Source organism: Falsirhodobacter sp. 1013, from assembly GCF_051195255.1.
Taxonomy (GTDB): Bacteria; Pseudomonadota; Alphaproteobacteria; order Rhodobacterales; family Rhodobacteraceae; genus Falsirhodobacter.
In genome coordinates this window covers 14821-29240 of record NZ_JBNJLK010000021.1, presented here as the reverse complement: position 1 = coordinate 29240, position 14420 = coordinate 14821, and the positions used below count along the sequence as shown (strand labels likewise).

12 protein-coding genes and 2 pseudogenes are annotated in these 14420 nt (G+C 66.2%); 4 read left to right on the top strand and 10 right to left on the bottom strand.

Annotation, left to right across the window (positions count from 1 at the left end; all coding sequences use genetic code 11):
- The first annotated feature begins 80 nt into the window (after positions 1-80).
- Positions 81-920: a 3-keto-5-aminohexanoate cleavage protein gene (locus ACSHZY_RS17230; RefSeq protein WP_435171235.1), complete on the top strand. Its 840-nt coding sequence runs from the start codon at positions 81-83 to the stop codon at positions 918-920.
- Between the two features lie 960 nt (positions 921-1880).
- On the opposite strand, the gene ACSHZY_RS17225 is transcribed toward ACSHZY_RS17230, so the two are convergent.
- The 3 genes from ACSHZY_RS17225 to ACSHZY_RS17215 form a co-directional block, all read right to left on the bottom strand.
- Positions 1881-3521 carry a tannase/feruloyl esterase family alpha/beta hydrolase gene (locus tag ACSHZY_RS17225; protein ID WP_435171233.1) on the bottom strand — a complete coding sequence of 547 codons (1641 nt, stop codon included), beginning with the start codon at positions 3519-3521 and terminating at the stop codon, positions 1881-1883.
- A 41-nt stretch (positions 3522-3562) separates the two neighbouring features.
- Positions 3563-3739, bottom strand: coding sequence for an alpha/beta fold hydrolase (locus ACSHZY_RS17220; protein WP_435171231.1), 177 nt, complete (start codon positions 3737-3739; stop codon positions 3563-3565).
- Between the two features lie 72 nt (positions 3740-3811).
- Positions 3812-4168 (bottom strand): hypothetical protein, encoded by a 357-nt coding sequence (locus tag ACSHZY_RS17215; protein ID WP_435171229.1) that lies wholly within the window; start codon positions 4166-4168, stop codon positions 3812-3814.
- Between ACSHZY_RS17215 and ACSHZY_RS17210 the strand changes: the two are divergent.
- Positions 4058-5093: pseudogene (locus ACSHZY_RS17210) on the top strand (IS5 family transposase); the annotation flags it as partial. The gene ACSHZY_RS17215 and the pseudogene ACSHZY_RS17210 overlap by 111 nt on opposite strands.
- A 383-nt stretch (positions 5094-5476) precedes the next feature.
- Here ACSHZY_RS17210 and ACSHZY_RS17205 read toward each other — a convergent pair.
- From ACSHZY_RS17205 to ACSHZY_RS17175, 7 genes and pseudogenes are all read right to left on the bottom strand, one after another.
- Positions 5477-6597: pseudogene (locus tag ACSHZY_RS17205) on the bottom strand (IS110 family transposase).
- 174 nt (positions 6598-6771) lie between these two features.
- Positions 6772-8109 (bottom strand): amidohydrolase family protein, encoded by a 1338-nt coding sequence (locus ACSHZY_RS17200; protein WP_435171227.1) that lies wholly within the window; start codon positions 8107-8109, stop codon positions 6772-6774.
- Complete coding sequence (locus ACSHZY_RS17195; RefSeq protein ID WP_435171226.1) at positions 8106-8552, bottom strand: hypothetical protein; 447 nt, start codon at positions 8550-8552, stop codon at positions 8106-8108. The genes ACSHZY_RS17200 and ACSHZY_RS17195 overlap by 4 nt, the downstream gene beginning before the upstream one ends.
- Positions 8549-9193 (bottom strand): hypothetical protein, encoded by a 645-nt coding sequence (locus ACSHZY_RS17190; protein ID WP_435171224.1) that lies wholly within the window; start codon positions 9191-9193, stop codon positions 8549-8551. Before ACSHZY_RS17190 ends, ACSHZY_RS17195 begins: the two co-directional genes overlap by 4 nt.
- A gap of 14 nt (positions 9194-9207) precedes the next feature.
- Entirely contained in the window at positions 9208-9732 is a 525-nt protein-coding gene (locus ACSHZY_RS17185) for a VOC family protein (protein ID WP_435171222.1), read from the bottom strand.
- Positions 9732-10139 (bottom strand): GlcG/HbpS family heme-binding protein, encoded by a 408-nt coding sequence (locus tag ACSHZY_RS17180; RefSeq protein ID WP_435171220.1) that lies wholly within the window; start codon positions 10137-10139, stop codon positions 9732-9734. Before ACSHZY_RS17180 ends, ACSHZY_RS17185 begins: the two co-directional genes overlap by 1 nt.
- 473 nt (positions 10140-10612) lie before the next feature.
- A complete protein-coding gene (locus ACSHZY_RS17175; RefSeq protein WP_435171217.1) occupies positions 10613-11851 on the bottom strand; it encodes a LysR substrate-binding domain-containing protein in 1239 nt (412 codons plus the stop codon).
- 146 nt (positions 11852-11997) lie between these two features.
- Here ACSHZY_RS17175 and ACSHZY_RS17170 point away from each other — a divergent pair, with 146 nt between their 5' ends.
- Together ACSHZY_RS17170 and ACSHZY_RS17165 are read left to right on the top strand one after the other, a co-directional pair.
- Positions 11998-12864, top strand: a complete 867-nt coding sequence (locus ACSHZY_RS17170; protein ID WP_435171215.1) for a DUF1932 domain-containing protein — start codon at positions 11998-12000, stop codon at positions 12862-12864.
- 1 nt (position 12865) lies between these two features.
- Positions 12866-14356: a tripartite tricarboxylate transporter permease gene (locus tag ACSHZY_RS17165; RefSeq protein ID WP_435171213.1), complete on the top strand. Its 1491-nt coding sequence runs from the start codon at positions 12866-12868 to the stop codon at positions 14354-14356.
- The last annotated feature ends 64 nt before the right edge of the window (positions 14357-14420 follow it).

Below are 14420 nucleotides of genomic sequence, written 5' to 3'. Positions count from 1 at the left end.
GACCGCTCCGGTCCCGATGGGCATGGCGGGGGCCGGTTCTACATGCCGGTCTCGGGCCCCATTTCAGAAAGGACCTCCGAATGATCCCCTGCATCATCTGCGTTGCCATCACCGGATCACTTCCCCAAAAAAGCGACAATCCGGCCGTGCCGATTTCCTTGGCCGAGCAGATCGAGAGCACGCATGAAGCTTTCGAAGCCGGCGCCTCGATCGTTCATGCCCATGTACGCGATGATGCGGGCAAGCCTATCGCGGACCCTGAGCGTTTCGCCCGACTCAAGGAAGGCATCGAGACGCATTGCCCCGGCATGATCGTGCAGCTTTCGACCGGCGGCCGGTCAGGGTCGGGCAGGGACCGGGGAGGGATGCTGCCGCTGTGTCCCGACATGGCGTCTCTCGCTGTGGGTTCGAACAACTTCCCCACGCGCGTCTATGAAAATGCCCCCGATCTGGTGGACTGGCTGGCGGCGGAGATGCTGACCTACGAGGTGGTGCCCGAGATCGAGGCGTTCGACCTTTCGCATGTCTTTCAGGCGGCGCTCATGGCTCGGGACGGGCGGCTGCGGGCCAAGCCATACGTTCAGTTCGTCATGGGAGTGAAGAATGCGATGCCCGCCGATGAACGGGCGCTTGACTTCATGATCGAGACGCTGGAGCGCGTGTCGCCCGGCTCGCACTGGTGCGCGGCCGGCATCGGGCGTAACCAACTTGTCGTGAACGAATGGTCGGTGAAGAAAGGTGGCCACGCCCGCACCGGTTTGGAGGACAACGTGCGCCTGGACCGCGAGACGCTCGCCCCGTCCAACGCGGCCCTGGTGCGGCGGGTAGTAGGCCTCTGCGAGCGGCATGACCGGCCGGTCGCGACCTGGCGGCAGGCGAGAGAGATGCTGAGGCTGCGCAGTGTTGGGATCGAGGCCTGACGGATCGACGTGGACGCGCTATCCCGGATGCGACTTTGGGTGGGTTGAGAGATCTGCACGTCTGTTTTCCCGGTCGATGATGTTGGCTATGAACGCCTTGGCGGGGGTGCGGAAGCCGAGACACTTGCGCGGCGTGGCGTTCAGTCCGCGCAGCTGATCCTGAGACAGGCTGTTCGGATCGGTGTCCCGACAGAGCCAGCGCCGCAGCCGCTTGTTGGCGCTCTCCACCGCACCTTTTCGCCAAGTCGATTGCGCCTCGCAGAACCAGGTCTGGGACCGACCGTGGCCTGCAGATGGGGCCAGTCGATGAACGCCAAGCCGCGGTCGGACGGTGCCGAGCGGCAGGCATGGCGGGGCAGGGGCATGAGAGCATGTGCGATCCGGGCCATGATCGGCCTGGTGCGATTTTTCTCATTCTTCAGCACCAGAAGGAAACGGCTCGTGCGTTCGATCATCGTCGTGACATTTGCCGGGCCGTATTTCTGTCGGAACAGCACCAGGTCACATTCCCAGTGGCCGAACTCCTTTCGGTGCGCGACGACGTCTGGCTGGAACAAGATGCTGAGCTCGGGCGCAAAGTTGCGCTTGCGCAGTCGGCAACCACGCCGCCTCCGACGGCCCGAGGGCAGGGGGCGCCAGAGCTCGCCCGGCGGCCTTCTTGGAAGTAGATGTGGCGATAGAGCGTCTCGCGGCAGACCCGACGCGCTGCGCGCTCGTATCGCATCCGCCCGACGATCTGCGCCGGCGTCCAGCCGGATCGCAGGCATCGATCGACCGGATCGCGCAAGCCGGGATAACGCACCAGCTTGCGCTTCCGACGTCCATCACACAGACCCTGCGCCACGATGCACCAGTAGCCGCCGAGCTTCGGGATTTCCTTGTCGTGGAAACGGTTGGCGCGGACGCGGGAGGTCGGCTCCGGCCGTGTCTCTGACACGCCCGGCACCTCACTGGATGATGTCACGGCACCCTGCACTCGAACTGGCCTGCCACGGCATAAGGATAAGCGGGATATACGCATAGCGGACGTGACGCGACAGCTCGGAAAGGCGCGGCATCGTCATGGGCCGTCAGTTCCAGTTCGCCGGGCTCGATCCCCTGTTCAACCCAGGCATCCAGAGCCGCCAGTAGGTCGACATGGCTGGGCAGCGCCTTTCCTCCGGCGTTGAAGATGCGGCCGGAATGGTCCGCGCCGGCGGCGGTGTAGAACCGGAGGAACGTCTCTGTCGCCTCTTCTCCCATCGTCTCCCGGACGCTGTCATAATACACGATGCCCGTCTCGGGGCTTTGGGCATAGTCGGCCATGTTCTCCTTGAGGATCAGCTTCCCACCCCCCTCGGCGAAGCGAGAGAGGTCCGGATCGGTCGCGTCCATCAGGTCCGACACTTCGCGCAGACGCGGTTCGGAATCCGACATCCGATAGCCGTCCATGTCGAACTCCGCGTCCTGCGCGATAAAATAGCGGACCATGCCATTGCCGTAATCCCAAGAGCGGGCTTCCTCTTCCGCCCCCTTGGCCGAGGGAGGCACAGATCCGGTGGACCAGCGCTGCATGCCGTTCGCCTGCCCCTCCCCGCCGATCGGCAGGCCGGGATAACTCTTGACCCCGTTGGCCAGCGCCATGCCATAGTCCAGCGGCTGGCGCAGCGTTTCGGCGACCTTCGCCTGTGCGGGCTTCAGGCAGCCCTCCGACCCGTTCTCGCAGACCAGCGTCCCGATGTCGAACACGTCGCGGCAGGCGGGCGTGTTTCCGATGACGCCGTCCTCCAGGCCGTCCAGCGCGTCGCATTGCGCCATCGCGCCCTGGGCCAGCACCTTGACGGCGGCCTCATCCAGCCAGCCGCCCTCGGCCCGCTGCAACTGCCCCATGCGGACCCCCGCATGCATCAGGCCCACCCAGTTGATCACCGGCACCGCGCTGACGATCCCGTCGAAATCGTGGGGATATCGCTGCGCCATCATCAGCCCTTCGCGCCCGCCTTCCGACCCGCCGAAATAGTAGTAGCGGGCGAGCGCCTGCCCGTATGCCTCGGCCGTGACGGCCACCACCAGATCGTGCAGCTTCTTGTAGGCGGCGTGAGCGAAGTTCTCCAGCGCCTCGTCATTCAGGGCGAAGGCCTGAATCTCCTCCAGTTCCTCGGCGTCGTGCCCGGAATCTGTGCCCGCCGTCACGTAGCCCTGCATCAGCGGCGTGGGGACCGTGGGCGGCGCATCGCGCAGCGGGTCCAGTCCTGTTACGAGCGAGCCGTTGAATCCACCGCCGCCATATTGCACCACTTTGCCGATCCATTCCGCCGGCAGGTTCACCTGGAACCGGATCGGCGGCGCGTCGGACACCGGCCCGATGGCGCCGGTCAGCCGGCAGAAGTCGGGTTGTGCCGGCACGCGCTTTCCATCGGCCACGCCCTCCGCCTGCGCGGCCAGGAAGCGGGCGTCGGTCACTTGGGCCTCGCCGCTCGGGATGCCGAAGCGGTCGGCGGGGATGACCAGCCCGGCCAGTGCGGCGCAGCTCCCCTCGTCGATCCGGGCCTGCGCGGTCCCGGCGGCCAGCAAGGCCGCGCCCGCCACGCCGCATCCGGCCAGCCATCTTGATGTTGTCATGTTCTCCCCCCTCGTGATCCCGCCGTGATGGCGGGGCAAACTCATTCCAGCAGATGTCGCGTCAGCGCGGCGTTGAACGCCCCGGCCGATTCGATGTTCAGGATATGCCGGCCCGGCAGGCTGACATGGCGGCCATCACGCACGTTGCGCGCAATGCTTTCAAGATCGGATGGCGGGCACACCGCGTCGTCCTCGCCCGAGATCGCGAGGACCGGCATCGGGAACGCGCCCACATCCGCGCGCAGGTCCGCCGCCCCGAGCGCCCTGCAGCAGGCGCAGTAGCCCTTTACTCAAGTGGAGATGAAGCGCTGCCTGATGTCGTCGACCAGTTCCGGCGCCTTCTCCGCGAACTCGGGTGAGAACCAGCGTTCCACCGTGGCCATGCGAATTGCGGACAGGGAATGTTCGCCCGTGGCCCCGCACGTGTGGCCCGGCTTTCGCGCTGCTGATCCGCCAACGCGGGCACGGGGCGCCGGGATAGCGAAGATCAGGAAGTTCTGCTGCAGCGGTAGGCCCCTTGCCAGCAGCATTCCTCGAAAGTCAGCCTGATGCAGGTTCTCTATTCGATCCGTTCTGAGCGGCCGTTGATGGAGCAGATGCAGGATAACCTGCTGTTCCGCTGGTTCGTGGGGCGGGGCATCGATCATCAGGTCTGGGGTCAAGGGTGCCGTAGGATCCGTCCAGTGGACAGATTTCACCCCTGAACGGGCGAGGCCCCGGGCCGAAGGCCGACGGTGTTCACGAAGAACCGCGATCGGCTGCTGAATACGGAGATGTCCCGCAAGGTGACGGCGGCGATCCTTGGCATACCACGAGGTCGCGCCACTTCCGTTGGACGATCACCTCTCGGTCGATGGGACGCTGATCAAGGCTCGGGCATCCATGAAAAGCTTCCAGCCGGAGGCAGTAGCCGCGTCGCCCGATGACGATCCGGATGGCCGGCTTGGACCCGACACCCCAAACCGAGGATCAACTCCAAGCGACCGGGACCGACCCGATGCCCCGCCCAAGCCGCCAGCACCCCGATGCTGAGGTCGACTTCCGGGGTGAGAAGCGGACCAGCACCGCCCATGCCTCCACCACCGACCCGGACGCGCAGCTCTGCAAGAAGTCTCTCGGCACCGGGGCGATGCTGTGCTTCATGGGCCATGCCTTGATGGAGAACCGCTCCGGTCTGATCGTGCAGGGCGACCTGACGCAGGCCGACGGTCATGCGGAACGCGCGGCCATGAACATGAGCCACCGTCACTCCCCCGGGTCGATCCGGCAACTGGTGCGGACAAGGGCCTTGACGCGGCCGAGTTCGTCGCCCACCTGCGCGAGCCTGTGTCACACCACATGTCGCGCAGAAAACGAGATATTCAGCGATCGACGGCCGCGCCATTCAGCACGAAGGCTACGCCCGGTCGATCAGGAACCGCAAACGCACGGAGGAGGCCTTCGGCTGGGCCAAAAACCGTCGGGGGCATGGCACAGACCGTCTATCGCGGCGTCGAGCGGGTGCGCGCTCGCTTCATCCTCACCATGGCCGCTAACAATCTTGCCCGACTGCCCCGGCTGCTGGCATCATGACGATGAGATATGGCCTCAGGCACGCAGGCCTTCGGCGTCACTCGGTCCAAGACCGAGTGCCGAAAGTAAATCGTTCCAACCTGCAGGCTTCTTACGCAACCTGTTCTCATGATCGGTGTCAAGCCCCTGTTCCATGGCAACTATCCCGGCGGTGGCGGACGTGGCGTAGTGTAGATGCGCAGGGTAGGAGACGGAACTGAGATGACGGTTGAGCAAGCTCTCATACGTGGGTTGGTTACCGCATGAGCGCGGTTTCGTCCTGGGGCTGCCTCGTTCCAAGGAGCGAGCGTCGACTGTGTCGGCTCATGACAGGGCACGAGGGTTCCCCACCACGTTCCGCCCCCAACCTTGCGCATCGGCGTGGATGGGCGTGTCTTGTCTTCTTAGCTTTGGGCCTTCGTCTCACCAGGAGCGATCGTTACTGCTCTGGCGATGGCCCAGATGAAGCCAACCATCTCGCGGGCGATGGCTGTGGTCACGACCACCGTCGCTCTCCCGGCCATAACCCGATGACGATAGCGCTGACACATCCGCAGCTGTCCCTTCCACGCAATGTCGCGCACGGCCTTGGGCAAGGCTTCAATCCAGGCGTAGAGCTTTGCATTCACCCGCGCCTGCATCCGGTAGCTCCACGCGCCTTCGATCAGCGCCCGTCGGGCAAGGCCGCTGCCGGCTTTGGTGATTCCGCCCCGCCGCACAGTAGTGCCACTGGAATGTTCAGATGGATTCAGCCCGAGATAGGCCATCAACTGACGCGGGTTGTCGAAGCGATGGAAATCCCCGACCTTGGCCACCACCGGCAACGATGAACGCGACCCCGCGCATTGCCTGAACTGCCTCCACTACCGGAGCAAGGGACCAAGTTGGGAGAAGATCCGCAATCTGACCCGTCAAGCGCTCGACCCGAGCCTCGGCGTCAGCTACCGCGTCGACATAATCCTGGAACACGATCTGCTGGACAGGATGCGGGAACCGCACCGTCGTCAGCCAGCGACGATAGGCCACGGTCCAGCCCTTCTTCCCAGGATAGACGCGACCATGCCGCAGCAGAAAACCCTGAAGATGCTGCCGCGTCTGGCCCAGAAACCCTCATCGCGGTCGCCCGTCCCGGACCAGATCCCGCATGGCCTCATGCGCCGCGTCCGACACCCAGACAGCCGTCAACTCGCTCGCCCGGTGCAGCTTCGCCAGCATCACCGCGTCCCGACGGTCCGTCTTCACCCGGTCGCCTGCCTTTACCGGAATAAGCGAGGGCGCCACCACGATGCGGTCATGCTTCAGTTCAACAAGTTGACGGTGCACGCCATACCCGTACGCCTCCGCCTCGTAGCAGAAATGCAATCGATCTCCGCCTGCGCCCAGCTTCTCCACCAGCTTGCGGACATGATCGGGCCGATGCGGAACCGTCCCCGAGGGTGGACCTCATCGCCACGTTCCCCCGCACAACTGCAACTGAACTCGTCGCCTCGTGGACATCCAGCCCGACGAACGTGCTATCTTGCATCTGGTCTCTCTCCCATTCCTGAGGCTCGGCACCGGCCCATCCGGAGCAACCCTCGAATGAAGAATGCCGCGGGAGGGGCCACCGGCCCGGTCAGCTCACAAAGCCATCATGGGGTCTAATGCAATCGTGTAGATATTCTTCATGTGGTTTCTCTCTGGTTCCATTCTTGGGCTATCACCGAATGCCAGCTTGGCGCATGAGGTGCGCAATCATGGAGGCGGCTTCATCGAGCAGCGCCTCATGATCGACCCCGATCAGTTTTCCGCCGTTCTTGCGGACAATGCCGCCGGCGATCACCGTGTCTACGTTCCCGGGATGTGCGGCGTGGGTCACCATGAACTCGGGTGTGCTTGCGGGGCGGGTGTTCACCGCATCCAGCCGCACCGCCACCAGATCGGCCAGCGTCCCCGGCGCAATCCGCCCCGTGTCAGTCAGGCCCAGCGTCTCGGCACCACCCGCCGTGGCCCAGTGCAGCACGGCGGCGTCGGCCACCGCGCCCTGACGTTCGGTCTGGCCGGCGGCAAGATCTGATGCGACCTTCATCACCCCGAACATGTCGGCGTTGCCCCCCAGCACCATGTTGTCCACCGACAGCCCTATCGCCAGCCCTGCCTTTGCCATCCGCGCGACAGGCGGGATGCCGTAGCCCACTTCCATCTCCGTCCACGGGCTGATGGACACGGGCGAGCCGTGATCGGCCATGCGGCGAAAATCGTCGTCGGTGGCGTGGGTGGCATGCACGATCTGCACGTCGGGGCCGAGGAACCCGCCCTCAGCCATACGTGCGATGTTGCCCGCAGCACCCCCCTTCCGGTCCGATGCCACATGGGACGTGATCGGCAGCCCCATCTCGCGCGCGATCCGCCATTCCTCCTGCCAGATGCCGTCGGCGCTGCGGTCGGGGCCGCGGGTGCAGAGACCCATGCGGAGGGTGGGCATGTCGGCGAAGCGGTCGCGGAAGGCGCGGAGGGCGGCGAAATCCATCCGATCCTCCGGCGGCAGGTCCTGGGGGTAGCCGTACGCGAAGATGCCGCGGATGCCGCCCTCGCGCATCGCCTCCCATTCGGCGGCGGCGAACTCGGGGTTGCGGATGTTGTGCGCCCAGTTATGGACGGTGGTGATGCCGCTGCTCCACGCCTCGGCCAGGGCGAGGCGGACGGAGAGGGCCGCAGCCTCGGGCGTCCAGATATTCGCGAGCGGCGCCATCGACGACGCGAACCCGCCGAGGTCGGTCTGCCCCATCCCGCGCGCGATGGTGTTCCACATGTGCCAATGCGTGTCGACCATGCCGGGCATCAGGAGCGTGCCCGAAAGGTCGATTACCTCCGCCCCGTTCGGGGCAATGGCGGAGCCGATCTGTTGGATCCGGTCGCCCTCGATCAGCACGTCGGCAGGGCCGGTGCCGAGGATGGTCGCGCCCGTCAGCAGCAGGCGCGGCGAGGTCTGTGCACGCAAGGCGGTGGGCAGAAACGCGGTAGCCGCCGAAGCGGCGAGCATCTGGCGACGGTTCATCGGGATCCTCCGGGAACGAAGACGGCATTGCCGAGGGGCGCGCCCTCCAGTCTGTCGGGCAAGGCGAGGGCGAGGCCGTTCTCGCCTTTCGCATGTTTGGGCAGCCGCTCCGTCTGCGGCGCAGGCACCATCAGGCGGCGGTCCGCACCGATCCAGATCGCGTCAGGAGAGATCAGGCGGTCGTCCTGCACCAGCGTCAGGATCCGCCCGTCCGGCACCAGAACCGCGATCCGCCGTGCCGCCACGTCCGACAGGTAGATGTTGCCCAGATCGTCGATGGCGGTGCCGCCGATAGGCGGGATTTCGGCCACCGTCTCGATCCGGGCGGCCAGTGCGGCGTCGTCCAGCGCCTCATCCCACAGCGCCGCCGTTTCGATCCGGCGCAGAGGCCCTGCCGGAAACGCCCAGTAAAGCCAGCGCCCGTCGCCTGAAAGCTCGATCATGTCGGCATGGACCTGCGGCCGCGTGCCCTCAGCATCCTGAAGCGGGCGGTTGCTCGTGCCGACCTCCACCGCGAAGGATCGACGCGCAGCAGGGGGTGTTTTGACAGGCGGCGCAGGGTCACGTTGCGGTCCAAGTCGTGCAGGATGATCCCGCCGAGCCCGCTGTCGGTGACGTAGACGCGCCCCCCCTGCTTGCGCAGGTCGTTCATCGCCGCTCCCTCGGGCAGGATGCCCGGCCCGAACGCCAAGTGATGCGCCAGCGTGCCGTCGGGATGGAAGGCGACGAGCTTTTGACCGCCCTCTGGCCCGCCCTGATCCACGGCCCAGATCAGGCCGTCGTCGAACACGTGGACCGCGTTGACGGTGGTCAGCCGGCCCAGCGGGGCGCTGGCCGGATCATGCCATGCACCGCCGGGGAAGGGGACCGGCGCGCCATCTTCCACACGGGCAAGGCCGGGGCTGTCCTCCATCCCCGTCCAGCTTGGCATCGACAGATAGATGCGACCTGCCGCGTCGGTCGTGATCCCATTGGCCAGGAAACGGCGGGACGTGGCGACCACCTTCAACCCCGCACCGGCAAAGGCGGTGCGGGGGATGATAGAGGCCATTGCGGCGGCGGCGATCAGGGTGCGGCGGGTCATCATCGGTCTTTCCTTCAGGCGGGCGGGGGCTGCCAGCGCATGTGCGTGGCACCGAGGGCGTCGCAGGCAGGGGGCGTCGGGAATTGCAGCAGCTCGATCAGCGAGCCCCAGGGGCAGCGACCGAACCAGAGGTAGTTGCCCTCGCCCGCCTCCTGCCCGAAGAAGGGGTTCGGCCCTTTCAGCATTGTGCCGCCCGCCGCCGCGATCGCCTCGCCCACCGCGCGCACGTCATCGCAATAGACCGAGAAGTGGTGCACGCCCATGTCCGTAACCTCCGGCACCCGCGTGGAGGTGGGGGTGATCGCTTCGAACAACTCCAGGTTCGCGCCGCCCGCGATGCGCAGCATCGACAGGGCGCGAAAGCCGTTGTCGGAGGGTACGCCGTTCACGGCGGTCATGTCGCGTCCCGGCTGGTCGGGCCCGTCCTTCGACACGACGCGGTAGAGCACCTCGGCCCCAAAGGCGTTGATGAAGAACCGTTCGGCTTCCGTGATGTCGGGCACGGTCATGCCGACATGCTCGATCCCACGCACGGCCATCAGCGCAGCACCGCGGCACCGGCCTCGGCGCAGGCCTGCTCCACCGGCTCGTTCGCGCCGGACACGGCGACGGCACCGACGCAGACGCCGTCCACCATCAACGGTTCGCCCCCTGCCAGCGGAATCATGCCCGGCAGATCACCCAGCCAAGTCTGGCCGTCCTTTGCCATCTTGCCGAAGGTTGCGAGGCTGTCCTGGAACTTGGCCGAGGACTGCGCCTTGCCAAGCGCGCCGTCCACGCCACCGGGCACCCCTCCATCCGCGCGACCGAACGCGACCAGCCAGCCGCCGCGATCGACCACTGCGACCGAAATGGGGAAATCGCGCTCCTTCCCGGCCTGCAGGGCGGCGTCGATCACGCGCTTGGCGGCGGCATAGCTGATGGAGGGCTGGTTCACGGTGTTCATCGGATGTCCTTTCGATTGTCGCGGAAGAAACGCGCGGACTTCCGCCTGCGTTTCTCGCGACATGGAGAAGGCAGCCTACGCGGATCGGAAACAATGGCCCGGATCGACCACATCGACGACCTGCGCGCCTTCACGGCGGTGGCGCGCGCAGGCAGCCTGTCACTGGGATCGTGGGTGGCCATGCTGAATCGGGTCGCCCCCGGGCAGGGCATCGCCATCATTCCCAACATGCTGCGGGATGCCCTACGCGTTGCACGCGTCGCCTTCCACGAGACCGAAGGGCCCGCGATACCCTCCGGCATCCTCGGGAGCGGCCGGGCAAACGAGGAGACGCCACTGGTGATGAACCTGCTTTCGATGTCCGAAAGCCTGAGCATGGGCCGAGCCTCAAGACCGGTGATGCCGCAGGTAGCCTCCTGGCGGAGAACCGGGGAGGGTCGAAGAACGGGTGGTGACGTTGCCGCGTGTGAGCATCAGGTCCGCATGTTCTTCGCCTCCTCGCGCAGCACCTCGAGAAACGCCTGCTGGAGGCGGCTCGGGAGCCAGTCGAGGCGCGTTGTCACGCCGATCGCACGGGCGGAGAGCCGGTTGGCGACCTCCGGGGCCAGGCTGACGGCGCGCAGCAGGTTCACCTGCATTTCGATCGCGATCTGACGCCGCGACAGCATCGCAAGGTGGTCGCTGTCCAGAAGGATCGCGCGGGTCAGGACAAGCGAACTGGATTCGACATCGACCCTTGGCCGGCTCGCCGCACCCTCGAACAGCTCGTCGAATGCCATACGGATGGGGGTGTTGGAGTGCTGGGCCACCCAGGGGAAGTCAAGCAGGTCCTCCAGCCCGGCACGGCCGATCGCGTGAATCGGATGGTTCGCGCGCGCGGTGATCTCGTAGGGGTCGTCGAACAGCACTTCGCCATGCAGCCCGTCCACGGTTGTCCCGTAACGCAGGGCCCCGATCAGCAGGTCGCACTTTCCTGTCCTGAGTGCTCGGGACAGCGTGTCGTATGAGCCATCGAGCACCTCGATCCGCGCCTGAGGATGCTGGGCTAGCAGACGGCTGATGATGCGGCCGAGAAGCTGCGTCCGCGCCAGGGGCAGGCTTGCCACGCGGATGCGTCCCTCCATCCGTCCTTCCAACTCGCGCAACTCATCATTCGCTTGCTGCAACTCGTTCAGGGCGAGGGCTGACCGGACCGCCAGTCGCTGGCCCGCAGCATTCAGCACCACACCGCTTTCGCCGCGGAGGGTCAGGCTACGTCCGAGATCCGTCTGGAGTTCGGTCAGTGCCTGATGGAGGGACGTCGGAGAGGCTCCCGTGTCGCGGCTCGCCGCGCTCAAAGATTCCGCGGCCTGCATGGCGGTCAACGCGCGGGCATGGCGCAACCCAAAGCGTCCGAGGCTCCGAGCAACCGCGAGGTCCTTCGGGATATGCGCTGCTACCGTGTCGGCCATTGCACGGGTGAGTTGGTCCTCCATGCGCCCGGCGCGGCGGCGGAAGACCTCGCCCGCTTCCGTCGGCACGACCCCCTGCGCATGGCGGTGAAGCAGGCAAGCGCCCACCGCCGCCTCAAGCTTCCCTATGGCCAAGGTGACGGCCGGCTGGGACAGGCCAAGGTGTGATGCCCCCCGGCTGAGGCTTCCATGTTCGCAGCAGCGCAGGAAGGTCGTGATATGGCGGAGTTTGAGATCGGGCATGCGCAACGGATCGTTCATGGCAGCTTTCCGAAAAACTTATGGCTGTACGATCAGAACATATGGGCGTTCGCGCGTCGAGCCGTGCCACCATCCGCACGTAGAGAATGGCGCGCAGCCTCGTTGCGATGCCATCGAGGAACTTACGCATTGTTCGGGGAGGAACGATGACGCATATCACATTCTTGGGCTTTGGCGAGGCGGCTCAGTCTATCGCTGCGGGGTTGAAGGGAAAGGCGCGGATGTCTGCGTTCGACCTGCGCTTTGCACAGGGGGAGGGACCGCTGCGGGATGCGGCTGCCGCGCGAGGCGTCACCCCACTCAACGATCTGGCGGGGATCGCAGACAGCGACATTGTTCTGTCGCTGGTTGTCGGGTCGGCGGCGCGGAACGTGGCTTCCGACGCGGCGCCGCATCTGGGCCGGGGCACGATCTATCTGGACCTGAACTCGGTCGGGCCGGCCACGAAGGCCGAGGCTGCGACCGCGATCGCGGGCGGGGCAGGTGTCTTCGTCGAGGGTGCCGTCATGGCACGCGTGCCGCCCCATGGAGAGAGGGTGCCGGTGCTGGTGGCGGGCGCAGAGGCACAGCGGGCGGCCGATACGCTGAACCCCTTGGGCATGAAGCTGGAGGTCGTGGGCACGGGGGCGGGCCAGGCCTCGGCGCTCAAGATGATCCGGTCGGTGATGGTCAAGGGCGTGGAAGCGCTGCTTATCGAGGCCCTGACCGCGGCCGAGCGGGCGGGCGTGACCGAGCGCATCCTCGACAGCGTGGGCGAGACCTTTCCCGGCATCGACTGGCGCGAAACGGCGGACTACTACCTGTCGCGCAGCTTCGAACACGGCCAGCGGCGCGTGACCGAAATGACGGAAGCGGCCGAGACGATCGAGCAGCTTGGTCTAGCCGCCGAGATGTCGCGCGCGGCCTGCCGCACCATCGCGACCGCCCATGCCGGAATGCAAGGTCACGGCCTGACGGCGCAGGGCGGCTACCGCGCCTTCGTGCCGGTCCTCGCCGCGCAGGGGAAGATCTGACATGGACGCAATCCTGCAATCCTTCGGCACGATCTTCAGCCTTTACGGCGTCGCGGCACTGGTGGTGGGCGCGCTTCTTGGCATCGTCATCGGCGCGCTACCCGGCCTTGGGCCTTCCATCGGCCTCAGCCTCCTGCTGCCCTTCACCTACAACATGCAGCCCGAGATCGCGATGCTGCTGATGATCTCACTCTACACCTCAGCCGAGTATGGCGGCTCGATCAGCGCGATCCTTCTGTCCACGCCCGGAACGGCGGCGGCGGCGGCCACCGTGATCGACGGCCACGCCATGGCGCAAAAGGGCAAGGCCAACGAGGCGATCACCATCTCCCTCACCGCCTCCACCGTCGGTGGCGTGCTGGGGGGCATCGCCTTGATGGTGCTGGCGGTGCCGCTTGCGAAACTGGCCTTGCAGTTCGGGCCGGCGGCCTATTTCGCGGTCGGGCTGTTCGGATTGTCCTCGGTCGCGGCGCTGTCCAGCGGATCGATGGTGAAGGGGCTTCTTTGCGCGGCCTTCGGTCTCGGCCTCGCCACGGTGGGGATCGATCCGATCGCGGGCACCCCGCGCTTCACCATGGGCTTCTTCGAGCTTTACGAGGGCATTCCCTTCCTTGCCGCGCTCATCGGCCTTTTCGCCGTGTCGGAGGCGTTCTCCATGGCCGAGGACCATGCCCGCCAATCCCCCAGGACCGGCAAGAAGGTGGGGCACATCTTCATGTCTATGGACCTGTGGCGGGAGACGTGGCGGACGATGCTGTCGGGATCGGTGATCGGTACGCTTCTTGGCATCCTGCCCGGCGTCGGTGGCAATATCGCCTGCTGGATCGCCCGCGACTACGCCCGTTCGCGGGATCGCCGGCCCGAAGAATTCGGCAAAGGCGCCGCCAACGGCATCGCCGCCCCGGAGGCCGCGAACAACGCGACCGTGGGCGGCGCGCTGGTGCCGCTGCTGGCGCTCGGTATTCCCGGCTCGCCCACCACCGCCATCCTGATCGGCGCGCTGATCATGCACGGCCTACATCCCGGCCCGCAACTCTTCGAGGAGGCGCCGGGCCTTGTTTACGCGATCCTCTTCGGGGTCATCATCGCCTCGCTCGTCCAGTATCTCGTCGGCTCGCTGCTCCTGCCAGCCATGGCGCGGGTGATGTCGTTGCCGCGGGCGGTGATCGCCGTGGGCATCCTCGCCTTCGCGATCCTGGGAGCCTCTGCGATCCGCAACCTCATGTTCGACGTCTGGATCACCATCGGCTTCGGCGTCATCGGCTACCTGATGAAGAAGCTCGACTTCCCAGTCGCTCCTGTCGTGCTGGCGATGGTGCTGGGCTACCTAGTGGAATCGAACTACCGCGCGGCACTTGTCACCTCGCAGGGCAACTACGCGATCTTCTTCACCGATCCGATCAGCCTGATCTTCCTGACCCTCAGCGCGATCAGCCTTGGCGTGCCGATCTGGCGCAGCCTGCGCGCCCGTCGGCGCCCGGCCCCCATCTGACCAATGGCGCGGGCGCCCGGGGCAGGGAGGCCCCGCCCGCGCTGTCCCAAACCATCTGGAGGAA

What these genes read in the sequence shown, in the direction of transcription:
- ACSHZY_RS17200 (WP_435171227.1), bottom strand. Translation starts at nt 8,109, where the DNA reads ATGAACCGTCGCCAGATGCTCGCCGCTTCGGCGGCTACCGCGTTTCTG.
- ACSHZY_RS17215 (WP_435171229.1), bottom strand. Translation starts at nt 4,168, where the DNA reads ATGATCGATGCCCCGCCCCACGAACCAGCGGAACAGCAGGTTATCCTG.
- ACSHZY_RS17170 (WP_435171215.1), top strand. Translation starts at nt 11,998, where the DNA reads ATGACGCATATCACATTCTTGGGCTTTGGCGAGGCGGCTCAGTCTATC.
- ACSHZY_RS17220 (WP_435171231.1), bottom strand. Translation starts at nt 3,739, where the DNA reads ATGCCGGTCCTCGCGATCTCGGGCGAGGACGACGCGGTGTGCCCGCCA.
- ACSHZY_RS17195 (WP_435171226.1), bottom strand. Translation starts at nt 8,552, where the DNA reads ATGATCGAGCTTTCAGGCGACGGGCGCTGGCTTTACTGGGCGTTTCCG.
- ACSHZY_RS17230 (WP_435171235.1), top strand. Translation starts at nt 81, where the DNA reads ATGATCCCCTGCATCATCTGCGTTGCCATCACCGGATCACTTCCCCAA.
- ACSHZY_RS17225 (WP_435171233.1), bottom strand. Translation starts at nt 3,521, where the DNA reads ATGACAACATCAAGATGGCTGGCCGGATGCGGCGTGGCGGGCGCGGCC.
- ACSHZY_RS17185 (WP_435171222.1), bottom strand. Translation starts at nt 9,732, where the DNA reads ATGGCCGTGCGTGGGATCGAGCATGTCGGCATGACCGTGCCCGACATC.
- ACSHZY_RS17175 (WP_435171217.1), bottom strand. Translation starts at nt 11,851, where the DNA reads ATGAACGATCCGTTGCGCATGCCCGATCTCAAACTCCGCCATATCACG.
- ACSHZY_RS17180 (WP_435171220.1), bottom strand. Translation starts at nt 10,139, where the DNA reads ATGAACACCGTGAACCAGCCCTCCATCAGCTATGCCGCCGCCAAGCGC.
- ACSHZY_RS17190 (WP_435171224.1), bottom strand. Translation starts at nt 9,193, where the DNA reads ATGACCCGCCGCACCCTGATCGCCGCCGCCGCAATGGCCTCTATCATC.
- ACSHZY_RS17165 (WP_435171213.1), top strand. Translation starts at nt 12,866, where the DNA reads ATGGACGCAATCCTGCAATCCTTCGGCACGATCTTCAGCCTTTACGGC.